At 69.0% G+C, this 23724-nt stretch carries 22 protein-coding genes; 14 read left to right on the forward strand and 8 right to left on the reverse strand.

Annotation, left to right across the window (positions count from 1 at the left end):
- Window positions 1-63: 63 nt before the first annotated feature.
- Window positions 64-1932, reverse strand: a complete 1869-nt coding sequence (locus K2Z83_RS19525; protein WP_220596861.1) for an NFACT family protein — start codon at window positions 1930-1932, stop codon at window positions 64-66.
- 54 nt (window positions 1933-1986) lie between these two features.
- Between K2Z83_RS19525 and K2Z83_RS19530 the strand changes: the two genes are divergently transcribed.
- From K2Z83_RS19530 to K2Z83_RS19555, 6 genes are all read left to right on the forward strand, one after another.
- A complete protein-coding gene (locus tag K2Z83_RS19530) occupies window positions 1987-2616 on the forward strand; it encodes a guanylate kinase (RefSeq protein ID WP_220596862.1) in 630 nt (209 codons plus the stop codon).
- A gap of 127 nt (window positions 2617-2743) precedes the next feature.
- Entirely contained in the window at window positions 2744-3295 is a 552-nt protein-coding gene (locus K2Z83_RS19535) for a GatB/YqeY domain-containing protein (RefSeq protein ID WP_220596863.1), read from the forward strand.
- Between the two features lie 90 nt (window positions 3296-3385).
- Window positions 3386-5581, forward strand: a complete 2196-nt coding sequence (locus K2Z83_RS19540; protein ID WP_220596864.1) for an HD family phosphohydrolase — start codon at window positions 3386-3388, stop codon at window positions 5579-5581.
- A 124-nt stretch (window positions 5582-5705) separates the two neighbouring features.
- Window positions 5706-6038, forward strand: a complete 333-nt coding sequence (locus tag K2Z83_RS19545; RefSeq protein WP_220596865.1) for a nucleoside triphosphate pyrophosphohydrolase family protein — start codon at window positions 5706-5708, stop codon at window positions 6036-6038.
- A gap of 52 nt (window positions 6039-6090) precedes the next feature.
- Window positions 6091-6681: an imidazoleglycerol-phosphate dehydratase HisB gene (gene hisB, locus K2Z83_RS19550; RefSeq protein WP_220596866.1), complete on the forward strand. Its 591-nt coding sequence runs from the start codon at window positions 6091-6093 to the stop codon at window positions 6679-6681.
- On the forward strand, window positions 6681-7655 hold the full coding sequence (locus tag K2Z83_RS19555; protein WP_220596867.1) for a PrsW family intramembrane metalloprotease: 975 nt from the start codon (window positions 6681-6683) through the stop codon (window positions 7653-7655). Before hisB ends, K2Z83_RS19555 begins: the two co-directional genes overlap by 1 nt.
- A gap of 87 nt (window positions 7656-7742) precedes the next feature.
- On the opposite strand, the gene K2Z83_RS19560 is transcribed toward K2Z83_RS19555, so the two are convergent.
- Window positions 7743-8333, reverse strand: a complete 591-nt coding sequence (locus K2Z83_RS19560; RefSeq protein ID WP_220596868.1) for a hypothetical protein — start codon at window positions 8331-8333, stop codon at window positions 7743-7745.
- 213 nt (window positions 8334-8546) lie between these two features.
- On the opposite strand from K2Z83_RS19560, the gene K2Z83_RS19565 reads away from it, so the two are divergent.
- On the forward strand, window positions 8547-9017 hold the full coding sequence (locus tag K2Z83_RS19565) for a zinc ribbon domain-containing protein (protein WP_220596869.1): 471 nt from the start codon (window positions 8547-8549) through the stop codon (window positions 9015-9017).
- A gap of 93 nt (window positions 9018-9110) precedes the next feature.
- Here K2Z83_RS19565 and K2Z83_RS19570 read toward each other — a convergent pair whose 3' ends face one another.
- The 3 genes from K2Z83_RS19570 to K2Z83_RS19580 form a co-directional block, all read right to left on the reverse strand.
- Window positions 9111-10085, reverse strand: a complete 975-nt coding sequence (locus K2Z83_RS19570; RefSeq protein WP_220596870.1) for an STAS domain-containing protein — start codon at window positions 10083-10085, stop codon at window positions 9111-9113.
- Window positions 10086-10225: 140 nt separating this feature from the next.
- Window positions 10226-11746 (reverse strand): prenyltransferase/squalene oxidase repeat-containing protein, encoded by a 1521-nt coding sequence (locus K2Z83_RS19575; RefSeq protein ID WP_220596871.1) that lies wholly within the window; start codon window positions 11744-11746, stop codon window positions 10226-10228.
- A gap of 238 nt (window positions 11747-11984) precedes the next feature.
- Window positions 11985-13073: a DUF3524 domain-containing protein gene (locus tag K2Z83_RS19580; RefSeq protein WP_220596872.1), complete on the reverse strand. Its 1089-nt coding sequence runs from the start codon at window positions 13071-13073 to the stop codon at window positions 11985-11987.
- Window positions 13074-13215: 142 nt separating this feature from the next.
- Here K2Z83_RS19580 and K2Z83_RS19585 point away from each other — a divergent pair, with 142 nt between their 5' ends.
- On the forward strand, window positions 13216-14001 hold the full coding sequence (locus K2Z83_RS19585) for an enoyl-CoA hydratase (RefSeq protein ID WP_220596873.1): 786 nt from the start codon (window positions 13216-13218) through the stop codon (window positions 13999-14001).
- A 223-nt stretch (window positions 14002-14224) separates the two neighbouring features.
- Complete coding sequence (locus tag K2Z83_RS19590; RefSeq protein ID WP_220596874.1) at window positions 14225-16480, forward strand: IPT/TIG domain-containing protein; 2256 nt, start codon at window positions 14225-14227, stop codon at window positions 16478-16480.
- Window positions 16481-16515: 35 nt separating this feature from the next.
- Here K2Z83_RS19590 and K2Z83_RS19595 read toward each other — a convergent pair whose 3' ends face one another.
- Together K2Z83_RS19595 and K2Z83_RS19600 are read right to left on the reverse strand one after the other, a co-directional pair.
- The gene (locus tag K2Z83_RS19595; RefSeq protein ID WP_220596875.1) at window positions 16516-17220 is read right to left on the reverse strand and encodes a protein DA1; all 705 of its coding nucleotides are present in this window, start codon (window positions 17218-17220) and stop codon (window positions 16516-16518) included.
- Between the two features lie 59 nt (window positions 17221-17279).
- Window positions 17280-18140 (reverse strand): alpha/beta fold hydrolase, encoded by an 861-nt coding sequence (locus tag K2Z83_RS19600; RefSeq protein WP_220596876.1) that lies wholly within the window; start codon window positions 18138-18140, stop codon window positions 17280-17282.
- A gap of 108 nt (window positions 18141-18248) precedes the next feature.
- On the opposite strand from K2Z83_RS19600, the gene K2Z83_RS19605 reads away from it, so the two are divergent.
- The 5 genes from K2Z83_RS19605 (at window position 18249) to K2Z83_RS19625 (ending at window position 22630) form a co-directional block, all read left to right on the forward strand.
- Window positions 18249-18848 (forward strand): PH domain-containing protein, encoded by a 600-nt coding sequence (locus K2Z83_RS19605; protein ID WP_220596877.1) that lies wholly within the window; start codon window positions 18249-18251, stop codon window positions 18846-18848.
- A 54-nt stretch (window positions 18849-18902) separates the two neighbouring features.
- On the forward strand, window positions 18903-19466 hold the full coding sequence (locus K2Z83_RS19610; protein WP_220596878.1) for a hypothetical protein: 564 nt from the start codon (window positions 18903-18905) through the stop codon (window positions 19464-19466).
- A 90-nt stretch (window positions 19467-19556) separates the two neighbouring features.
- Window positions 19557-21326 carry an acetyl-CoA carboxylase biotin carboxylase subunit gene (gene accC, locus K2Z83_RS19615; RefSeq protein WP_220596879.1) on the forward strand — a complete coding sequence of 590 codons (1770 nt, stop codon included), beginning with the start codon at window positions 19557-19559 and terminating at the stop codon, window positions 21324-21326.
- Between the two features lie 47 nt (window positions 21327-21373).
- On the forward strand, window positions 21374-21994 hold the full coding sequence (locus K2Z83_RS19620) for a GNAT family N-acetyltransferase (RefSeq protein ID WP_220596880.1): 621 nt from the start codon (window positions 21374-21376) through the stop codon (window positions 21992-21994).
- 60 nt (window positions 21995-22054) lie between these two features.
- Window positions 22055-22630 (forward strand): CAP domain-containing protein, encoded by a 576-nt coding sequence (locus K2Z83_RS19625; protein WP_220596881.1) that lies wholly within the window; start codon window positions 22055-22057, stop codon window positions 22628-22630.
- 148 nt (window positions 22631-22778) lie between these two features.
- On the opposite strand, the gene trpC is transcribed toward K2Z83_RS19625, so the two are convergent.
- On the reverse strand, window positions 22779-23576 hold the full coding sequence (trpC, locus tag K2Z83_RS19630) for an indole-3-glycerol phosphate synthase TrpC (RefSeq protein WP_370650220.1): 798 nt from the start codon (window positions 23574-23576) through the stop codon (window positions 22779-22781).
- Window positions 23577-23724 lie beyond the last annotated feature (148 nt).

Here is a 23724-nt window from a genome sequence, read left to right on the forward strand (position 1 = left end):
ACGCTGGCTTTATGTTGGGGTTGGGCGGCTTCGCCGCCCAACCCCAACATAAAGAAAGAATCCCTACCAGGGGCGGCGCGGGGCGGCGCGCAGGGTGCGCTCGGCGCGGTAGGTGACGAGGCCGGGCGGCCCGCCCACCACCTTGCGCACCAGCGCCCGCCGGCAGATGTCGATCTCGACCGCCGCCTCGCCGCCGGCCTGGCTGAAGTGGGCGGCCAGCCCCGCCGCCTCGGCCAGGGTCTGCTCGGGCACCTCGCGCCCGCCGCTGCGCACGATCACGTGGGCGCCGTGGATGGTGCGCGCGTGCAGCCAGATGTCGTCCGGCCGCCCGATGCGGAAGGTGACCTCCTCGTTCTGGCGGGCGCTGCGGCCCACGGCGATGCCAAAGCCGTCGCTTGAGACCAGCTGGATGGGGCGGGCCTTGCTGGCCTTGCGCCGCCGCTTGGCCGTGGCTGGGTCGGGGTGCTCGCGCAGGTAGCCCAGCTCCTCGGCCTCCAGGGCGATCTGCTCGATCTGGTCGTAGTCGTCGCCGCCGATCATCAGCAGGGCGGCCAGCTCCTCGACGCCGGCGACGCGGGCCGCGACGGCGGCCAGGCGCTCGGGCAGGCCGGCCAGGGCGCTCTTGGACTTGTCGTAGGCCTTGAATCGCTCCTGGGCCTGCTCGACCGGGCTGCGCCGCGGGTCGAGGGCGATGCTGCGCCCCTCCACCGTCAGCTCGGCCTGTCCGGGGCGCAGCTCGTGCATGAAGGCGAAGATCATCTCGCCCTCCCAGCGCAGCGCCTCCAGCTCGCCGGCCTTGCGCAGCTCGCCGCCGATCTGGTCGCGCTGGCGGGCCAGTCGCTCACGGGCCGCGCCGAGCTGCTGGGCCAGCGCGTCGCGGCGCTGGGTGTGGCCGGTCAGCTCCTCGCGGGCGGCGTAGAAGGCCTCCAGGGCCGCGCTGACGCTCTCCTGCGGGCGCACGTCGGGCAGGTGGCCCAGCAGGTAGGGCGCGTAGGCCGCAGGGCCGCCGGGGCCGGCCGCCAGCGACGGCTGCCATGGCGCGGTGAACAGCTCGCGCAGGCGGGCGGCCAGGCTGTACCAGGGCAGCGCCGCGTCCATGCGCGCCGTCGGCTGCCCCAGGGCGCGGAAGATCGCCTCGCGGGCCACCTGCGGCGAGACGCCCCGGTAGCTCGCCACGATCGCCTTGCCCAGGTCGCCCGAGAACAGCTCGGCCATCGCCGCCAGCCCCTCGCCCGTCGCCCGCGTCGGGTCGCGCTTCTCCTGGGCCGGCGGCAGCTCGTACACCTGGCGCGGCATGATCACCCGGTGGCTCATGCGCGGCGTCACCCGCTTCACGCTCTCCAGCACCAGGTTGTTGTCGTCCACCAGGATGATGTTGCTGCGCCGATCCATCGGCTCGATGATCAGGTCGCAGCGCAAGTAGGAGGCAGGAGGCAGGAGGGAGGAGGCAGGATCGACCTCCGAGAGATCCGCAACCCCATCGTCATCCTCAAAAATCTCCAATTCCTCGTCCAGATCCTCATCGCCATCTGCCATCTGCTCCCCGCCATCTGCCACCTGCCTCCCGCCACCTGCCGCCTGCCACCTGCTCTTGTTGCGAGTCTCCGCCCGTTTGGCTATACTAAGCAGAAGGATGCGCTCCAGGGCCGGCTGCTCCACGCCCACCACCTGGCCGCCGAGCAGATACTTGCGCATCAGCAGGAGCAGCGGGGTGTCCTGCTCAACCCCGCGGGTGAGCCGTGCGCGCACCAGGTGGACGCGGGCGAGCTGCGGGTGGGCCGAGGCGAGCAGCTGGTGGCGCTGCCCGCGGCTGTAGATCTCCAGGCCGATGCTGAGCGGCCCCGTCTGGAGCACCCGCTGGATGCGCCCGCCGAGGATCGTCTCGCGCAGCTCGTCGGCCACCGCCGCGATGGTCAGTGCGTCGAAGTACATGGCTACCCGTAAGGGCACCCCAATGTGGGCGCCCCCTACCATACTAAGGATCCTATGTCGAGGTCGCTCAATCCGCTGCTAGAGGGAAAGCCGCCCACGCCGCTGCTCGTCGTCATCTCGGGGCCGTCGGGCGTGGGCAAAGACTCGGTGCTGATGCGCATGCGCGAGCTGGGGTTCCCGTTCCACTTTGTGGTCACGGCCAACAGCCGGCCCAAGCGCCCCGGCGAGATCGACGGGTTCGACTACCACTTCGTGAGCGCCGAGCGCTTCGAGCAGATGATCCGCGACGACGAGCTGCTGGAGTGGGCCGATGTCTACGGACAGTATAAGGGCATCCCGAAGTTTGAGGTGCGCCAGGCCATGGAGAGCGGGCGCGACGTGATCCTGCGGATCAATGTGGACGGCGCCGCGACGGTGAAGCAGATCGCGCCCGAGGCGGTGTTCATCTTCCTGGCCCCGGCCTCGCTCGATGAGCTCAGGCGCCGCCTGACCCTGCGCCGCACCGAGAGCCCCGACGAGATCGAGGGCCGCCTGGCGCTCGCCGCCGAGGAGCTGGAGCAGGCCCGCCACTTCGACTACGTCGTGGTCAACCACGAGTCGCGGCTTGAGGAGGCGGCCGGGCAGATCCGCGCGATCATCACCGCCGAGAAGCTGCGGGTCTACCCGCGCCAGGTGCGGCTGTAATACCATTTCAGATTGCAGATTTTGGATTGCAGATTGCCGCGCTTGGTATAACCTGTATGTATTCGTGCGTGGCGGCTTCGCCGCCACGCACGAATACATACAGATCATGAAACGAAAGAGGCACCCCATGTCAATACAAGATCGGCTCGTCGCCGACATGAAAGACGCCATGCGCGCGGGCGACAAGGCCCGCGTCGTTGTGATCCGCACCACCCGCGCCGCCCTCCAGTCCGCCCAGCTAGAGGCGGCCAAGCAGCGCTACGACGCCGCCGCCCGCGCGATCGAGGCCCAGCACGCCCACGACGCCGAGGCCCGCGACGCCGCCCTGTCCGCGATCTCGGCCGACGCCCACGTCGCCCTCGACCAGGCGGCCGCCGAGGCGGTGATCGCCAAGGAGATCAAGCGCCGGCGCGACGCCGCCGAGATCTACCACAAGGCATCCCGCGAGGACCTGGCCGGCCAGGAGGAGGCCGAGGCGGCCATCCTGGAGGCCTACCTGCCCAGGCAGATGAGCGTCGAGGAGCTGCGCCCCGCCGTGGCAGATCTGATCGCCGAGCTCGGCCTCAGCGGCCCCTCCAGCATGGGCAAGCTCATGCCCGCCCTCATGGAGCGATTCAAGGGCCGCGCCGAGGGCCGCCTGCTCAGCCAGGTGGCACGTGAGTTGCTCGCAGGCAGCTAGGGGGCACTGCACCCGCGTGTGACCTCGCGCCGGCCGCGGAGCCGCACGCCTATCGCTCTCGTGGACACACCCCACGGCAGCGTATAACGAATGAACTCAACGCTGCGCCGCTGGCTCGCCAGCCTCCCATCTGTGCGTCCGCTCCGCCCGATCGTCGCCCTCTCCCGGCGCGCGCCGCTGGCGCTTGGCCTGGAGGGGCTCCTGCTTATGGTCGGGATCTGGGCCGCGCTCACCCTGAGCCTCCCCGGCGAGTACGGCCGCCTTGAGGTCGGGCAGCCCAGCCCGCAGAGCATCGTCGCCACCCACGACGCCACCTATGTCAGCGATGTGCTCACCGCCGAGCGCCAGGCCCAGGCCGAGAATAGCCCCGAGAACCTGGTCTACCTCTACGACCCGCAGATCCCGATCAAGCAGCGCACCGCCCTGAACGCGCTGCTCGACACGATCGGCAGCGTGCGCAGCGACCCCTCGCTCAGCCGGCTCGACCGGCTCGCCAAGCTCGCCGCCCTGCCGAACGCCTCGGTGAAGCTCACCGAGGAGCGCGCCGACCTCATCCTCACCCTCGACGACGATGGCTGGAATCTGCTGCGCCAGGAGATCAACAACCTCTACAACCGCGCCCTGAACCGCTACGACTACGCGATCGATGAGCAGGCCCTGATCGACCTCAACGAGCGCTGGCTCAGCTACTGGCTCGCCACCACCAGCCTCTCGCCCACCCAGCGCGACCTGGCCCTCTTCTTCACCCAGTCCTTCCTCCTGGTCAACCGCACCCTCGATGAGCAGGCCACCGCCGCCCGCCGCCAGAGCGCCCACGACAAGGTGCCGCCCCAGCAGGTGCGCGTCCTCGCCGGCGAGAGCATCGTGCGCGTCGGCGAGATCGTCCGCCCCGAGACGATCGAGAAGCTTCAGCAGACCGGCGCGATGCCGCTGGCCCTGAGCTGGCTGGGCATCGCCGGGCGCGGCCTGATCGCCGCCCTGCTGGCCGCCGGCTTTATTGGCTATAGCATGGCCTTCCAGCGCGACCTGGCCGTCCGCCCGCGATCGCTCCTTGTGGTCGTCTGCCTGATCGACTCGGCCCTGATCGCCACCCGGATCATCCTGCCCCTCGCCGGCGAGAACGCCTACCTCTGGCCGCTGGCCAGCCTGGCGATCATCCTCGCCGTGGTCTTCAACGGTCGCCTCGGGCTGGCCGTCTCGGCCCTGCTCTGCCTCACCCTCGGCGTCATGCAGGATAACGCCCTGCCCCTGGCGATCACGCTGCTCGCCAGCTGCACCGTGGCGATCTTCATCGTCCGCAACGCCGAGCACATGATCTCGTTTGTGCTCGCCGGCGTCGGCGTCGGCGTGACGGTGGCGGTCGCCCAGGTGGCCTTCTGGCTGATGGACCAGCCGACGATCCGGCCGGGCGACCTGAGCGCGCTGGCGATCAGCATATCGCTCTTCGCCGCCATGAACGGCGCCCTCTCCACCATCCTCTCGCTCGGCGTGTTCAACCTGGTGAGCCGCGCCGCCGGCCAGGTGACGCCGCTCCAGCTTATGGAGCTGGCCCACCCCTCGCGCCCGCTGCTGCGCAAGCTCATCCGCGAGGCCCCCGGCACCTACTACCACAGCGTGGCCGTCGGCAACCTGGCCGAGGCCGCCGCCGAGGCGATCAGCGCCGACGCCCTGCTGCTGCGCGTGGCCGCCTACTACCACGATATCGGCAAGACCATCCGGCCCTACTTCTTCACCGATAACCAGATGGGCCGCGAGAATGTCCACAACGACCTGGACCCGCAGACGAGCGCCCAGATCATCGTCGACCACGTCCGCGAGGGCGTGAAGATGGCGAAGGCCGCCGGCCTGCCCCAGCAGATCATCGACTTCATCGCCACCCACCACGGCACCGGGCTCATCCGCCACTTCTACCAGCAGGCACTCCAGCTCCAGGACACGGTCGACCAGCGCGACTTCCGCTACCCCGGCCCGCGCCCGCAGACCCGCGAGCAGGGCATCCTCATGCTGGCCGACTCGGTGGAGGCCACGGTGCGCTCCAAGGCCCAGAACGGCAAGCTCCTCGCCTCCGGGTCCCACGGCGACACGCCCGCCGGCGGCGCGAGCAACGGCGCCCAGGCCCTCGACGAGCTCGTCCAGTCGATCATCAACGCCCGCGTCCGCGAGGGCGAGCTCGATGAGTCGCCCCTGACGATGCGCGAGCTCTCGCTGATCAAGCAGGCTTTTGTGACCAGCCTGCAGAGCATCTACCACCCGCGGGTGGACTACGCGCCGCCGGTGATGCGGTAGTTCAGAGGGGACAGGGGACAGGGGACAGGGGACAGGATTCGCACCATTTGCACTCACATAACCGCTAGATTTAGATGCTGAACTGTCCCCTGTCCCCTGTCCCCTGTCCCCTACAAAGGAGCATATGGACGCCGACGAGTACCAGCGCCTAGCCCTGCGCACCGAGGCCCCCGGCCGCCCGCGCCGCGAACGCCTGCTCAACGCCGCCCTCGGCCTCTGCGGCGAGGCCGGCGAGTTCGCCGACACCCTGAAGAAGGCCGAGTTTCACGGCCACACGCTCGATGAGGCCGAGCTGCGCAAGGAGCTCGGCGACGTGCTCTGGTACGCCGCCCTCGCATGCGACGCCCTCGGCGTGGGCTTGGGCGAGGTGATGGGTCAGAATATCGAGAAGCTGCGCCGCCGCTACCCCGACGGGTTCTCCAGCGAGCGGAGCCAGAATCGAAAGGCTGAGGGCTGAGGGCTGAGGGCTGAAGCTCAGCCTTCAGCCCTCAGCCCTCAGCCATAGGATTATGGAACGCACCGCCACGATCAGCCGCACCACCGGCGAGACCGCGATCAGCCTGAGCCTGCGCATCGACGGCGCGGGCCGGGCCGATGTCCACACCGGCGTCGGATTCCTCGACCACATGCTGACCCTCTGGGCGAAGCATGGCATGTTCGACCTGGAGGTGCGGGCGCAGGGCGACCTGCACATCGACGAGCACCACACCGCCGAGGATACCTGCATCTGCCTCGGCCAGGCTATCGACGCGGCCCTCGGCGAGCGCCGCGGGATCGTCCGCACCGCCCACAGCTTCGTCCCGATGGACGAGGCGCTGGCCCTGGTGGCGGTGGATCTCGGCGGCCGGCCCTACTGCGTGGTTCAGGCCGACTTCGTGACCCCGCGGGTCGGCCAGCTCGGCACCGACCTGATCTTCCACCTGCTGGAGAGCGTGGCCACGCACGGGCGGCTGAACCTGCACGCCCAGGTGCTCTACGGCCGCAACGACCACCACAAGGTCGAGGCGATCTTTAAGGCCTTCGGCCGCGCCTTCGACGCCGCGACCCGCCTCGACCCCCGCCTCGACGGGGCGGTGCCGAGTACGAAAGGGGTGCTGTGATGGTGTTCGCCCTCGTGGTGGCCCTGAGCTTCGGGCCGGCCCTGCTCTACGCGTCGGTCGTCTACTGGCTCGACCGCTTCGAGAAGGAGCCGCTGCGCCTGCTCATCGGCGCCTTCCTCTGGGGCGCGATCATCGCCACCGTCGGCGCGATCATCGCCACCAACGTGCTCCAGATCAGCCTGGAGATCATCACCAGGAACCCGGCCCTGGCCGAGCTCACCGGCACCACCCTGATCGCGCCGCTCGTCGAGGAGAGCCTGAAGGGCGCGGCGGTGCTGCTGATCTTCCTGATCTTCCCCCACGAGTTCGACTCGGTGCTCGACGGGATCGTCTACGCGGCGATCACCGCCCTCGGCTTCGCCGCCACCGAGAATGTGCTCTACCTCTACTTCCAGGGCTACGCCACCGATGGCGCATCCGGCCTGGCGGTGCTGTTTGTGCTGCGGGTGCTGCTGGGCGGCTGGGGCCACGCCGTCTACACCTCGTTCATCGGGATCGGCCTGGCCGTCGCGCGGCTGCGGCGCGGCTGGGCGATCAAGATCATCGCGCCGGTGCTCGGCTGGTGCGTCGCCGTCTTCCTGCACGCCCTGCACAACACTATGGCCACCATCCTCGGGTCGAGCCTCGGGCTCGGCGGCCTGCTGGCCACCCTGCTGGTCGACTGGACGGGCTGGGCGATGGCGCTCGGCCTGGTGATCTGGGCGATCTTCCGCGAGCGGCGCTGGATGCTCACCTACCTGCGCGAGGAGGTTGAGCTGGGGGTGATCAGCGCAGAGCAGTACCGCACGGCCTGCTCGATCCGCGCGCAGCTCACGGCCCGCGCCCGCAGCCGGGCCTCCCGCCTGTTCTACGCCGCCTGCGCCGAGCTGGCCCAGAAGAAGCATCATCTGGCCACCCTCGGCGAGGAGCGCGGCAACACCGCCCGCGTGATGGCGCTGCGGGCCGGCCTGGCCAGCCAGTCGGCGCTGGTGTAAAAAACCTCAAGGTGTTGCAAAAACGCGCCAGCGAAGCTGGCGCGTTTTTGCAACACCTTGAGGGATTCTAGGGGCGCAGCGAACCGCTCACGCGGCCAGTTCACCCCTTGTGTGGGCCGCCATCAGCCGGCGCGTCTTCTGACAGACCCGCTCGTAGAGGTTGGCGGCGAGGCGCTGCTCGATCAGCGCGCGCCGGCGCTCGGCCTCACAGTGCTCGCTCCACTCGATCGCGGCGGACAGGCGGTCGCCCGCCTCGCGCAGCTGCGCCAGGCTCTCCTCGGCGAACGGCGGCCGCGGGCGGAGCAGGGCCAGCGACGCCTCCAGCCGGCGCATGTCGGACAGCAGATTGCCGGCCGTCAGCGCGCTGGCCGGCTGCGAGGGGGCAACCAGCTGGAGATAGAGGGCGTCGTTGCCGAAGTAGCTGGAGATCTGTTGCTGAATGGCGATGTAGGCGCGCTGGCCGATCACCTCGGCGCGCCAGCGCTGCGAGAGCGCCTGCCGCCACTCGGCCAGGGACTGCTCGCCGAGCGCGTCCTGCTCCTCAAGGGCGCTGCGGAGTGCCCGGTGCCTGGCCAGCTCTTCATCGGCGAAGGGAAGCTCAGATCGCCGCATCTCAAGCATCGTGATGAGCTGCGCTACAGCGTCGTGGCTGGTGGTTTCGCGGGGGGGCTGAGTCACGACAGGTCCTTTCGACGTAGATATCAGGTTGCGCCTGTCTTTACCATAGTACGTATCGTGCCCTGTCGCGTCCATAGTACTTCTGTAGCGATCTGCGGGGTGACTTACGACGGCCTGTCGTAGGCCTCATGTGCTACAATACCTGTTGCATCCTGCGCTCCTTTCGTATCGTCATAGCCGTCGGCAGATATGCAGCTTCGAAGGAGGTTCCCGATGGGTTTTCTCGATCAGATCAGCAAGACCCTCACCCAGGGTGTGGATCGGGCAAAGTTTGAGGCCGATAAGTTTCAGAAGACGACGCGACTCCAGGGCGAGGTGAACGAGTTCCGCCGCCAGGTTGACATGAAGCTGATGGAGCTTGGCCAGCGGGCCTACGACCTCCAGCGCGCGGGGCAGATCAGCGCGCCCTCGATCACCGAGCTTGCCGCTGCCGTCGACCAGCTGCGCTCGACGCTGGTGATGAAGGAGGAGGAGCTGAAGGTGTCGCAGAACGATGTGTTTGAGGAGCCGATGACGCCGGCGGGGGTCGCGCCCTCGCAGCAGGTGCCGATCGCGTACGATACGCCGCCCGCCGCGCCGCCCGCCGCGCCGCCCGCCGCCGGCCTGAAGGCATGCGCGAGCTGCGGGTTCCAGATGCCGGCCACCGCGATGTTCTGCCCCAGCTGCGGCACGCGCACCGCCTAGCGCGCTCAGCGCGGGAGACGGTGTCACCCTGGAGACGCACGACGACCGAGCACAGCGCGCTGTGCTCGGTTGTCGTGCGTCAAAACCCAGACGCTAGGTACGCGCTGGCCTCGGGGCGGCCAGCAGATCGCTGCCCATCACCTCTTGCGGCGTGCGCGCCGTACGCACCCCGGCCATATTGATGCCGAGCTGAGTCATCGTCGCCGCCACCGAGGCGGAGATCCCGGTGACCGTCACCTCACAGCCGAGCAGACGCACCGCCTGGATGGCCCGCAGGAGCGACTGCGCCACAGCGGTGTCAACCGTCTGCACCCCAGCGATATCGAGAATAACCAGGTGCGCGCCCTGGGTGCTGACATCATTCAGCAGACGCCGTGTGAGATCCCCTGCACGCCTACTGTCGAGATGGCCGACGATCGGGGCGAGCAGCACCCCGTCGGCGAGCGAGACGGCCGGCGTCTCCAGCGTATTCACCAGGTCGAACAGCTGGCGCTGCTGCGCGTTCTGCGCCTCTAGCTCCTGCGCCTTCTGGGAAAGCTCGTGGGCCTGGGCCTCGCTGCGCGAGAGAGCCTGGCGGGCAAGATCTGCGCTCTCCTCAGCCTCCAGCTGCGCGGTATTCGTGACCATGCGGGCGAGCAGCATGCCGCCGACGGACATGGCGTAGAGCAGGATCGCCACCGGCTCAGCGTAGATACCCTGGCCGCCGGCGCGTATGATCAGCATCACCAGCAGCCCCAGCGCGCTGCCCACCACCCAGAGCGGGCCGGCGACGATCAGGGCCAGCACCGGCGGCAGAAATGCGGCCGTGTTGAACTGGTCGGTGAGAAAGACGCCGTCGGTCGTCAGCCCGATCAGCACGGTGATCACGATGAGCGTAGCGTAGCGCGCTTGCCCCCAGCCGCGCCAGTAGGCGATCAGCAGACCGATCAGCACCGGCAGCCCCACGATCATGCCAATAATCGTGAGCAGCGTGTCGGGCACAACGAGCTGATACAGGAGCGCGAGGAGTGTGCCGACGATCAGGATGCCAAGCAATGCGAGCACGACTTGTCGCTGTGAGACCTTCATAACTCCTCGCCGTTGCCGTTGGCAGGGTATCAGCCCCCGCGCGCGCCGGCCTATCCCCAGGATCTGCCCGCGCTCCCAGATATGCCACTCCGCATCGATCTCCGCGTAGCGCCCGCTCTTATAACGTTATTTTAGCATAATCATAGTGTATAACCACGGCGTACACAGCCGAGCATCGCGCTCAGGTAGAGGGCGCGGGCGATCCGGCGCGGGCGATAGAGCTCCTTGCCGATCCAGCACTCGCCGGGGGGGTCGATAAAAGGGTGGTAGTTGATCTGGAGCCAGCGGCTGGCGCGCAGCAGTGCAGGCTTAGCGCTATCATCGAGAAGGTTGTGTCGATCCATGTCGAGCAGCGCGATCGTGATGTAGGCGGTCTCCTCGTCGCTTGCTGCGTGTACCCCCCAGCTGCCATCGGAGTGCTGATGATCCAAAAGTGCGGGAAGGGCCATATGCGCCTCCTCGTAACGTCCGGCCGCCAGCAGCGCGCTGATCGTATGCCCGGTGATGTAGGTCCACGAGGTGTGCCACTTATCGCCCATCCAGATGCCATCGGCCGTGCGCTGGTCGCAGAGATAGTTCAGGAGCGGGTGCGGGTCGCCGCCAAGGATGGCCAGGGCGTGAGCGGCGTGGGCCGTGGCCGAGAGCGAGTGCTGCAGCTCCTGGCGGTAGGTCAGGCAGCGGCCACCGACGATATAGCGCTGCAGGACGGCGCTGTCGGGGCAGTAGCCGCCTGCCCTCGTAATGGCGAGGCTCATCGCCGTAATGTCGCCATCGGCGGTGAACCAGTCGCTGATGCCCTGGCCCTCGGGGCGCAGGCTGCGCCAGAGGTCGGCGATCTGTTCGCTAAGCGGGGTGTGCAGGGCGGGCTCGTCGAACAGGCCGCCCAGAAACAGGCCAAATAGGCTGACGACCTGTTCGTTGCGCGGGTAGGGCCACACGACGGGGACGATCCCTGGGATACTCAGGCCCGTTGCCGCTTCCGCACGCACCAAAAAGGCATGGGCGGCAGCGCGCTGTGGGGCGAGGTGGGGATCATCGGTGGCGGCGGCGATCCAGGCGGCGGTGGCGGCCGGGCTGTGGCCCACCCCGCCCGATTCGTCGAGCATTCCTATGTCGGGCTTTGTGCCCCACGCCTCCCAGGAATGGCTCGCCGTGGTGCCGCCCTGGGGGTTCAGCTGGGCAATCAGCTTGGCGCGGCGCGCGCCAATGTTGCGGAGTGGCGTGTAGACGGATGCTGACGATATCTCAAGGCCAACGCTGGCAGCCTCCTGAAGAAGCTTTGGCAGGATCATCTCGGTGGCGATGGGGATATCATTCGGGACCTCGCCGCTCCAGTGGTGCGCCTGAAGGCGAATGAAGGCCAGCCCGTGCTGGATCGCGTTGCGGGCGTCGCGCCGCGTGCAGTGGGTGTTGAGGGCCAAGATGGCCGCCAGCGTCGGCACATCGCGGGCCATGGGCATCGCCGGCGAGCCCCATCCCCCATCTGCGTGCTGCTGGGAGAGCAGCCAGTCGATGGCCGGCCAGACCCCCTCTTCCGGAGGGCTATGACGGATGACCTGGGCGGTGTCGTAGATCGCCGGGCTGGTCAGCCCGCCATCTGCCCCCAGATCTGCGATCAGGTAACGAAGATCGGTGAGGATGATCTCGGTCAAGGCATCCATTGTCACCTCCAGCGTCATTGTGATGTGAGCTGAGCCTGGCTGTCAGACGGGCGAATAATAGAAGAAGCTGCCTGCAGTAATGTGCAGGCAGCTCTGCGATGAGTTCTGGCATCGTGGCCTTGGTCGTGTAGGCGGCGGAGCCAGACGATATGACTATATTCTATAGTACTATAATTAGTAGTACTATGTTATTACGATTTTTTAACCCTCGGGTATACAAACTGTTCCTCTCACGCGGCTAGCGCCTGGCCACCGTAGCGAGCAGCGCATCGTAGCGCGGGGCGAGGGCGGGCCATGCGTAGGGCACGGCCAGGGCCCGCCAGGTGTCGCGGCCGGCGCCGGCGCGGGCCAGGGCGGCCGCGAGCAGGTCGGCCATACCGCCCGCGTCGTCGTAGAGGTGATCGGCGTGAAGCGGCGCGGGGATGAGGTCGGGGTAGTTCAGCCGGCGCGGCAGGATGGGCGCGCAGCCGCAGAACATGGCCTCCACCACGCCGATGCCGAAGAACTCCTGGATGGCGGTGCTGACCAGCACATCGGCGCGGCGCAGGAGCCGGGCGTAGGCCTGGCGGCTCGCGGCGTAGCCCCAGTGAATGCTGCGGGCGGCCCAGCGCGCGCGGGCCTCGGCGAAGGCGGGCGCGTTCGGGTCGATATGCTCGCCGGCGACGATCAGGCGGAAGTCGGCCCCGCGCCGCTCCAGCGCATCCAGCCCGGCGAAGAACGCCTCGGGCTGCTTGTCGTACTCCCAGCGCGAGCTCCAGAGGATCACCGGCGGCCCGCCGTCGCCCTCCGGCGGCCCCTCCAGCCCGGCCAGATCCACCCCCGGCGGCAACACATGGGCCTTCGCGGCGACCTCGGCCACCGTCTGGAGCTCCTGGTAGTCGTGGTAGCGGCCGAGCAGATCGGGCAGGGCCGCCAGGAAGGCGCGCCGGTGGAATGCCGAGTTGAAGATCACCGCGTCGGCGGCCAGGGCCGAGGTGTAGTTGACCCAGGCGAGGCTAAGGTCGCGCTTGCGGCCCGGCGGCAGCGGGTAGGTGAGCTGGTTCTCGTGGAAGTAGATGGCGGCGGGCACGCCGGCGAGCTGATCCGCCGTGAGGGCGCGGAAGGTGGCCAGGTCGAGCATATCGCTGGCGACGATCAGGTCGGGCCGCGCGCCGAGCTCGCGGGCGAGGCGGGCCAGGCTCACCGCGCCGCCGCGCATGCGCCAGCGCCAGCCGCCGTCGATCGGCAGGCTGAGCAGCGTCACCTGATGCAGGCTGTGGGCGGCGTAGCCGGCGGACACCGCCGCGTGCGAGCCGCCGTGGAATGGGTCGAGCCAGAGGATGTGCATGGCGTTAGGGTACAGGGCACAGCGTACAGGGTACAGCGAGGAGCGCATCGGCATTTGCCAGAACCGCGCTGCGATTGTACCATCCCTACACAGATTGCAGATTGCAGATTGCAGATTGCAGAATAAGCCGAAGGAGGCCTCGATGACCGTAGGTACACAGGCGTACCAGCACATCCTGGTGGAGCGCGAGGGCCGGCTGGCCCTCGTGACGATGAACCGGCCGCAGCGGCGCAACGCCCTCTCGCTTGAGCACATGCAGGAGCTGCTGGCCTGCTTCAGGGCGATCGGCGCGGACCTGGGCGTGGGCGCGGTGATCCTCAGCGGCAACGGCCCGGCCTTCTGCGCCGGCCACGACCTGAGCGAGATGACGGGGCAGGAGCCCGAGTTCTACAGCCAGCTGTTCGGGGTCTGCACCGAGCTGATGGAGACGATCCAGTCCATCCCGCAGCCGGTGATCGCCCAGGTACACGGCGTGGCCACGGCGGCGGGCTGCCAGCTGGTCGCCACCTGCGACATGGTGGTCGCCGCGGGGAGCGCGCGATTCGCCACGCCGGGGGTGAAGATCGGGCTGTTCTGCTCGACGCCGATGGTGGCGCTGAGCCGGGCGGTGCCGGCGAAGCTGGCCCTGGAGATGCTGCTCACCGGCGAGCTGATCTCGGCCGAGGCGGCCCGCGAGGCCGGCCTGGTAAACCGGGTGGTCGCCGCCGACGAGCTGGTGTCGACCACGCACGCCCTGGCCGAGAAGATCCTCTCCGCGAGCGCCACGGTGGTGGGGCTGGGCAAGCAGGCGTTCTACCGCCAGCTGAGCATGCCGCAGCACGAGGCCTACGCCTACACCAGGGACGTGATGGCGTCCAACGCCAGCCTCGCCGACGCGCAGGAGGGGATCTGCGCCTTCCTGGAGAAGCGCCCGCCCCAGTGGACATGATCTTGCTGACCTGATTCTTGCTGTGGTGGTCGTGATCTTGCTATGGCTGGGTATGGGCGAAATCGCCCGTGCCCAGCCATGATGATTCTTGTGGGAGATGAAGCTGCCCTTGCATCCCTGTATACAGATGCGTAGGAGAGGCGGGACTATCTTCTCACTTCATAATCAGCTGCCGTGTGCATATACTGGTTAATGGGTTTTAATAACTGAGGAGGAAGGCCGCATGTCACTCGCCACCCCATCCAGGCGCCTGCTCGCTGCGCTGCTATTCATTGCCGCCGTCATCGTCGTCCCCGCACTGATAACGCCCGCCCGAGGCGCCGAGCCCGGCGCCGCAATCATCACCTTTAGCGGCACCCTCGACGCTGGCGTGCCCAGCCGTACGGTGCCGCTCTCTGAGAGCGGCCCGACGAACCTGCGCCTCGCGGTGAGCGGCGGGGTCGCCAGCGACACCGTCACGCTAACGCTGCTCGACTCGTCCGCCAAGTCGCTGAAGAGCTGGGTCGCCCGCAGTGGCGAGACGATCTGGGGATTCGCGAGCCTACCGGCCGGGGCGAGTCTGCGCGTGCAGACGAGCGGGGCGAGCCTGAGCTTCGACCTGAGCGCCTACGCGCGGGGCACCGTCGCGGCACCCAGCGCCGCGTCGGACAGCTGGTCTGGCGTGGTGATCGGGGCTGCCGCGCAGACCAGCAGCTCGGACGGGCAGTTTGTCGCCCCGGCGGCGGGGCTCTACACATTCACCCTGGGCGCAGACAGCGGCGCCTACCAGCTGGTGATCGATGGGGACTACCTGCGCAAGACGGTGGTGAGCGGCAGCCTGCCGAGCGCCAGCGATAGCACCTACTACCTGTCGGCGGGCAACCACAGCTTCCAGATCGTCTCCGACTCAAGCGCCGGCGTGTCCACCAGATGGAGCGTGCAGATGGTCGCCGCAGGCGCGATCGATAGCCTCCCCTCCACAGAGAGCGCCTCGATGCTCGGCGGCAGCACCGGCGACGGCGCCTTCGTCGAGGAGTGGGTGCCCATCCAGACCGCCGCCGCCCACACGGTGAATATCCGCATCGCCGCCATCGGCGCGGCGATCGACACCTTCCAGGTCGAGCTCTACACCGGCGGCGCGAAGGTGCTCACCAGCAGCGATGTCGCCGGCGGCGAGGTGGTCTGGGTGAGCAGCGCCCTCGGGGCCGGGGCGAACGCGCTGCACATCGTCACGAAGGCGGGCAATAGCGCGCCGCTGGGCTATAGCCTGACGGTGAGCGACCTCTTCACGCCCAAGCTGAGCTGGAGTGGCATCTCCTTCGGCTCCAGCCAGACCAGATCGACGGCGCGGGCATCCTTCGCCACCGCCGGGCTCTACACCTTCACGCTCGGCGCGGAGAGCGGCCGCTATCAGATCAGCCTCAACGACACGTACCTTCGCAAGGTGGTGACGACGGCGGGGGTGACGTTCAGCGCCTATGTGCCGGCGGGCACCCACACGCTCGAGATCACGCAGGAGGGCGCGGGGAGCACCGCTTGGAGCGTGACGATCGAGGCGGCGAAGGCAGCGGTCGACACGCTGCCCTACGCGCGATCCGGGGCGCTCTTGGGCGGGGCTGGCAACGACTTTGGCGACGAGAGCCTGCCCATTCAGCTCGCCGCCACGACCCCGATCAACATCCGGGTCACCGCCACCGACGGCGGCCCCAACGACTCGCTGCGGGTCGAAATCTTTGAGGCCGACGCCGCCACGCCGAGCTTCAGCGCGGCCGCCGTCTATAAGGGCGAGGTGCTCTGGGCGACGAGCAGCCTCCCCGAGGGCACCAGCCTGCTGCGGGTGAGCGCGGCCGCCGGCAATAGCGCGCCGATGAGCTACGCGGTGGAGATCTCGGGCGTGGGGACGATCCCGCTCACCTGGAGCGGCGTGGCCCGCGGGGAGGGGATCAACTCGGCGATCACGCTGACCGCGCCGGAGGACGGGGTCTATACGGTAACGCTCACCCTGGCCTCCGGCAACGGCCAGGTGATCATCGACGGCGGCACGCCGCAGACAAAGGCGGCGGCCAGGGTGAATAGCGCCAACCTGACTCTCCGCGTCCCGCTGCGCGCGGGGCCACACCACTTCGCGTTTATCCAGGACACGACCCAGGTCAGCACCAGCTGGCAGATCGCCACCAGCCTGCTCCAGAAGGCTGTGCCGCTGAGCATCACGGCGATCATGCCGCCGCAGCTCAGCTACGGCACCGGCGGCACTATGACGATCAGCGGGGCCGGCTTTGAGAGCGGGACGGTCGTCACGGTGCTTGACAGCGCCAAGAAGACCGTATCGTCAAGCGCGGTCGTGGTGAGCGGCACGGAGATTATGCTCACGCTGCCCGCCACGACGCCGCCCGGCACCTACAGCCTGAGCCTGACGAACCCGAACGGCGATGCGCTGAGCATGAATTCGGCCCTGAGCGTCGGCCTGCTGCGCACCTTCATGCCACTCGTCTATCGCTAGGAGGGGCGCTGGGGGGCGCAGCATGCTGCGCCCCCCTACTCGGCGCGCTTAATATGCTCGATCACGCCCGGGGCGCCGAGGCGCAGCTCAAGGCCAAGGAGCCGCTCGAGGGCGGGGCGGTAGGGGTGCGGCGCGTTGAGCATACGCTGGGCGGCCAGGTCGCAGCCGATCCAGCGCAGGTGATGGTAGGCCACCCACTCGGCGAAGCCCTCGCGCAGCTCCTCGTCGCGCAGCAGGGGGCAGCGCTCGCCCTGCCAGGCGTGGGCGTACTCGTGGGCCACGGTGGTGCGGAAGCCGAGCTTCGGCAGTCCGTAGAGCATGTAGATCGTGCGCAGGTGCCCGGCGCGGTGGTAGAGCCCGAGGGTGCTGTGGCCCTCGGGCGGGATATCGCCGCCCTGCGCGCGGATACCCTCCATCGTCGGCGCGTCCACCATACGGAACGCCACGCCGACATTCAGGCCCATGCCGAACTGGCTGACGACGCCGGCCACCGTCTCGGCGTAGATCCGCTTCGCCTCGGGCGGGTCGTAGACGGCGGTGGCGTGGCAGCCGGCGCACTGGAGCCGCCCGTCGTGCAGGCGCCAGTGCTGGTCGCCAAGGGGCGCCCCGCAGGTGGCGCAGCGCGGCCGGGTGGCGATGCAGCCCGGACAGTAGCGGTCGGGCCGGTCGACCAGCGTGTAGTAGCCGCCGTCGAGGGGCCGGCCGCAGCTGGCGCAGGTTGTTGGCTCGGGGCGTGGCATACCTATACTATACCTGGGAGGGCCAAGGGAGGGCAACCCTCCCTTGGAAACCCTCGCCCCTACCCGGCGATGAAGTCGCGGGCGAGGAGGGCGAACTCGGCGGGGCGCTCGTCCTGCACCAGCATCCCGGCGCCGTCGATCACCTTGAGGCGGGCGCGCGGGTTGGCGTTGAGGAAGTCGGCGGCCTTCTGCGGCGGGGTGGTGGTGGCCTGCTTGCCCCAGATGATCAGGGTGGGCTGGCGCAGCCGCGCGAAGGCGGCGGCGATATCGCAGTTGAGCAGCCCGGTCAGGAAGCAGATCGGGGCGTAGTAGCCCCCCGGGCGCTGCGCCGACGTGTAGAAGCCAGCCAGCGTCTCGGGCGTGACGCTGGCCGGGTCGTGGTAGGCCTGGCGGTTGAGAAAGTAGCGCGTGCCGGACTCGCTGGTGAGCCAGCGGAAGATCTGCCGCCCGACAGGGCCGCGCAGGATGCGGTAGATCGCCCACGCGACCGGGCCGGCCGGCCTGGCGAGCTGCGAGATGCCCACCGGGCAGGCGAGCACGAGGGAGCGCACCCGCTCGGGCCAGCGGTCGGCGGCGGCCACGGCGTAGGCGGCCCCGAGCGAGCTGGCCACCACGGCGGTGGGCGCGCCGATGCGGGCCAGCTGCGCGCCGATCTGGTCGATGTAGTCCTCCGCAGCGTAGCGGCGGGCCGGTCGGTCGGAGTTGCCGTAGCCCAGCAGGTCCATCGCGTGAACCTCGCCGTCGCCCTGGAGCGCCGCGAAGGGGCCGCGCATCTCGAAGGCCGAGGCGGCCGCGTTGATGCTGTGGACGAGCAGGATAGGCCGTCCGGCCCCGGCGCGGTAGGTGGCGATCTGGTGGCCGCGCCATGCGAAGCGCTCGGGAGAGGCGGGAAGAAGGGGCAGGAAGCTCGCTGCACTCATAGGCGTCTCCTTCGATCCTGGAGAAAAGACCAGGACAAGAACGATTATAATGAGCCTGTGGGTATAATAAGATGAGAGACAGTACACCAATAGGGTAAGGATCTCGCAATGCGCTTTGAGGTCGCGCCGCTCGATGAGTACGCGCGAAGGATCACGGTCGGGCTGGCCTACCTGGGCGGCCTGCTGATGCTGCCGCTGCTCTTCGCCTACCTGGCCAACCTGCGCTGGGGCGGCCTACTCATCCCGCCGGCGCTGGCGCTGCCCCTGGCCCTCTTCCTGCTGCTCAGCTACGCCTTCCAGCCCGGCGCCTACCTGATCGAGGACGACACCCTGGTGGTGCGGCGGCGCTGGTGGCGGCCCCTGCGCATCCCGCTCGACATGATCACCGGGGCCTCGGCGGCCACCGTCCTCGCCGATGTGCCCCGGCGCGGGCTGCGCTTCGCCTTCAACCCCGGTGTCTTCGGCTACCTCGGCCCCTTCCACCTGGAGCCCTATGGCGAGACCTTCTTCCTCGCCACGGACCGCTCGCGGCTAGTGTCGGTGGCCCGCGCCGGCAGCCCGCCGCTGATCATTAGCCCGGCCCGGCCGCGCCAGTTCGTCGAGGCGCTGAACGAGCGGCGCTCCCAGGCGGCGCTGGACGAGCTTAGCACCATCCCTGGCGGAGGTTTGGGGGCCGAAGGCCCCCGGGATGATTATATATTTGGTTGACGTTGCCAGCGAAGCTGGCAACGTCAACCAAATATATAGAGTAGGTTTTAGCGCGTGCGCTTTCCGCTGATCGATACGTTGAATCTGCCCTGCGTCTTCGAGCGGCTGGTGCCGGGCCGGCCGCACCCGGACGGCCGGCGCTACCTGCCGCTGATCGTGCTGCGCCCCACCGCGCCGCCCGGCCCCGGCGCGATCACCCCCGAGGGCCTGCTGCTCGGCGTGGTCGACCGGCACCACCGGGTGGATGCGTCCGCCGTCGGGCGGGCCGGGGTGGCCCGGCTGGTCTTCGCGCTCAGCGCGCTGCGCATCCAGGCGCCGCCGCAGCGCGCCGGCCTGGAGCCTGAGCCCGGCTGGGCGCAGGGCCGCGCCAGCACCGCGCCCACGCTCCTCGGTCGGGTGAAGGAGGTCGCGGCCTGGGAGCAGGGCGGCGCGCAGCTGCCCTACCAGACCCTCTACGCCGAGCTGACGATCGACGCCGGGGTGGGCGTGGTCGGCCTGCGCACCAGCCTCACCGCCGAGGATATGGCCGCCGCGATCGGCGCGGCGCGCGTCGTCGCCGGCGACTGGGTGGAGCTGCGGCGCTCGCGGATCGATGTCCTGGCCTTCGAGCCAGGGTGAGGGCCGATGTATCTCTGTCTCCTATTCTGAGGGTTGCGCCCTAGAACCCGCCTACCGTTTCCGTCGCTCTGAAATAGAAGCAAGGTCGCTATGTTCGACACCGTACTGATCGCAAACCGCGGCGAGATCGCGCTGCGGGTGATGCGCGCCTGCCGCGAGCTGGGCCTGCGCAGCGTCGCCGTCTACTCCGAGGCCGACCGCGAGGCGCCCCACGTTTCCTACGCCGACGCCGCCTACCTGCTCGGGCCAGCCCCCTCGTCCGAGAGCTACCTGAACATCCCACGGATCATCGAGGTGGCACGCGCCGCCGGGGCCGGGGCCATCCACCCCGGCTACGGCTTCCTAGCCGAGAACGCCGACTTCGCCCGCGCCGTGGCCGCCGCCGGCATGGTCTTCATCGGCCCGCCCCCCGAGGCCATGGAGCGCATGGGCGGCAAGACGGCCGCCCGCCGCGAGGCCACCGACGCCGGCGTCCCACTGGTGCCCGGCACCCTGGAGCCGCTCGAGTCGCTCGATGAGATCCGCCGCCTGGGCGACGCCTACGGCTACCCGATCGCGATCAAGGCGGTGGGCGGCGGCGGCGGGCGCGGCCTGCGCGTGGTGAATGTTCCCGGCGAGATCGCCGACGCCTTCGCCAGCGCCCGCCGCGAGGCTGAGAGCGCCTTTAAGAACACCGATCTCTACGTTGAGAAGTACCTGACCAACCCGCGCCACATCGAGATCCAGATCCTCGCCGACACCCACGGCAACGCGGTGGCCGTGGGCGAGCGCGACTGCTCGGTGCAGCGGCGGCACCAGAAGCTGATCGAGGAGTGCCCCTCGCCGGCGCTCTCGCCCCATCTGCGCGCCGAGATGTGCGCCTCCGCCGTGCGCCTGGCCTCCTCGGTCGGCTATGTGGGCGCCGGCACCCTGGAGTTCCTCTTCGAGGATGGCCGCTACTACTTCCTTGAGATGAACACCCGCATCCAGGTCGAGCACACCGTCACCGAGATGGTCTACGGCATCGATCTGGTCAAGGCCCAGCTGCGCATCGCCCAGGGCGAGGTGCTCTGGCTGAGCCAGGCCGACCTGACGCCGCGCGGCCACGCCATCGAGTGCCGGATCAACGCCGAGGACTCGCTGGCGAACTTCCGCCCGGCCCTCGGCACCATCGGCGGCTACCGCGAGCCGACCGGCCTGGGCGTGCGGGTGGACAGCGGCGTGCGCGCGAACTACGCCATCCCGCAGTTCTACGACTCGCTGCTCGCCAAGCTCATCACATGGGCCGAGACCCGCCCCGAGGCGATCGCCCGCATGCGCCGGGCCCTGGCCGACTACGAGATCGGCGGGGTGATCACGACCATCCCCTTCCACCAGGCGGCGATGGCCCACCCGACCTTCGTCGAGGGCGAGCTGAGCGTGAACTTCATCGGCCAGCACCCCGAGCTGCTGGAGTCCGCCCGCGCCTTCGCCCCGCCCCCGCCCAAGCCATCCGCCGCCGATGCGCCCGCCGAGCCACGCAGCCTGACCGTCGAGGTGAACGGCAAGCGCTTCGGGGTGCGCCTCTTCGGCGACCTGCCCTCCGCCGGCCCGCGGCAGCCCGCCGCCCAGGAGCCGCGCCGCGCCCGCGCCGGCCGCAGCTCGGGCAAGGCGTCCGATGCTAAGGTCGACGGCGTGAGCAGCCCGATCCAGGGGCGCCTGGCGGCGGTGCGCGTCGCCGCAGGCCAGGAGGTGACGGCCGGGCAGGTGCTCTTCATCATCGAGGCCATGAAGATGGAGAATGAGATCACCGCGCCCCACGATGGCACCATCGCCGATGTCCTTGTCAAAGAGGGCGTCACGGTGGAGTCCGGGGCGGTCCTGGCCACCTACAAGCACTAGTGTAAGGGCGCAGCAGCGCGGCGCTGCTGCGCCCTTACGTCAGGCTGATGATAGCGAACACCATCACCCTGCGGCCGGCGGCCCCAGAGGATGCCGGGGCCGTCGCCGATCTGCTGGTGCAGCTCTACCACACCGAGGCGCCCGGCGTGCTGCGCGGCGCGCGATCCGGCCAGGCGCAGCTGCTCCAGCACGTCCTCGCCAATGAGCTATCGGCGGGCGGCGGGCGCTACGTGGCCGCCAACTCCGGCACGATCGTGGGCAGCGCCAGCCTGCGCCGGGCCAGCGGCCCGGCAGATGCCGCGCTCCCCCCCGGCTCGCTGCGCGTCGCCATCGCCACGATCGGCCTCGGCGACACCCTGCGCCTGGTGCTCAGCGCCCTGCGCGCCTCGCTCACCAGCGACGTCAGCCTCCGCCCCGGCGAGTGCTACATCTACAGCGTCGTGGTCGATGAGCCCGCCCGCGGGCGCGGGGTCGGCGCGGCGATGATGACGCAGATCGAGGGTGCGGCCCGCCATCTGGGCGCCCGCTCCGCCCTGCTGCGCGTCGTCGTCGGCAACGAGCCCGCCCGCCGCCTCTACCTGCGCCTTGGCTACCGCGTCGTCTCCCGCACGCCGCCCATCCTCGACCGGGTCGCCCTGCCCACCGAGCTGATGCGCAAGGAGCTGTAGGGGTAAGATCACCATGCTATCCTGAGCGCACCTGACACACACGCAAGGATAGGGGAAACTATGAGGCACCCCGGCCCAATGATCATCATCGCCGCCCTCAGCGCACTCGCCCTTAGCGCCAGCCCCCGATCCCACGCCGAGAGCCCGCTCGCCGCAGGGTCTACGGTCTACCTGCCGCTCATCGCCAAGGCGCCACTGAGCATCCAGACCCCGGAGGAGGAAGCGATGGCTCTGGCGGTGGTGGCCCTGGTGAACAGCGAGCGCGCCGCCGCCGGGTGCGCCCCGCTGACCGTGAATGATCATCTTGTGGCCGCCGCCCAGGGCCAGAGCCGGGATATGGCTGTCTACGACTTTGTCAGCCACACCAACCCCGACCCCAGCCGGGCCACCCTCAGCCAGCGCGCCACCGCCGCCGGCTACAGCTGGTCGCTCTTGGGTGAGAATGTCGCAGCTGGACAAAAGACCTCCGCCGCAGTGATGAGCAGCTGGATGAGCAGCGGCGGGCACCGCGACAACATCCTCCGCTGCGCCTACACCGAGATCGGCGTCGGCTACTACCGCCAGGCCGACGACACCTTCCCCGGCGGCAGCTGGGGCTACCAGCACTACTGGACCCAGGTCTTCGGCAGGCCGTAGGGCGACTATAGATTGCCGATTGCCGATTGCAGATTGCAGATTGCCGAACTGGCACACCAGTTCGGCAATCTGCAATCTTATACCAGTTGGAACGCCATACACGGTAATCTGCAATCCAAAATCTGCAATCTGCAATCTGCAATCTTATTTACGCCGTCGCCAATGCCCGCACCTGGGACAGAATGTCCGGCGATGTCACCAGGGACTCGCCCACCAGCACGGCGTCGGCGCCGAGGGCGCGCACCTGGGCCACGTGCGCGGGCGTGAAGATGCCGCTCTCGCTCACCAGCGCCGGGCGGCCCTCGCCTGCGGGGAGCAGCCGGGCCAGCCGGGCCGTTGTCTCCAGGCTGATCTGGAAGCTGTGCAGGTCGCGGTTGTTCACGCCGACCACCGGCGCGCCGATCGCCAGCGCCCGCGCCAGCTCGCCCTCGTCGTGGACCTCGACCAGCGCCTGCATGCCCAGCTCCCACGTCAGCGCCAGCAGGTCGCGCAGCTGCGCATCATCGAGGGCGGCCACGATCAGCAGCAGGGCGTCGGCGCCGTAGGCCCGCGCCTCGTAGACCTGGTAGGGGTCGATGATGAAGTCCTTGCGCAGCACGGGGGGCGCGCCGGGCAGCTGGCGGATGGCCTCCAGATACTTCAGGCTGCCCTGGAAGAAGCGCACATCGGTGAGCACAGAGATCGCGGCGGCCCCCCCCCCGATGTAGGCGCGGGCCAGGGCCAGGTGGTCGAACGCCTCGATCAGCACGCCGCGGCTCGGCGAGGCCTTCTTCACCTCGGCGATCAGGGCGGTGGCGCCGGGGCGGCGCAGGGATGCGGCGAAGTCGCGGGCGGCCGGGGCCCGCGCGATCCGCTCCTCCAGCGCCGCCATGGGCACCTTCGCCCGCTGGCGGGCCACCTCCTCAGCCTTATGGTCCAGGATCTTGGTCAGAAACGTCTCGCTCATCATCACCTCCCGGTGGGTGTATTTTTTGTTGGGGTTTGGCGGCTTCGCCGCCAAACCCCAACAAAAAGCGGATTTGGAGTGCGATCAGCGCCGACTGCGCGGCGGGGCCAGGGCGCGCAGGTCGCCCAGCAGCACCACCTCATCGCCG

The sequence above is a fragment of the Oscillochloris sp. ZM17-4 genome (assembly GCF_019599295.1).
In the GTDB taxonomy this organism is placed as follows: Bacteria; Chloroflexota; Chloroflexia; order Chloroflexales; family Chloroflexaceae; genus Oscillochloris.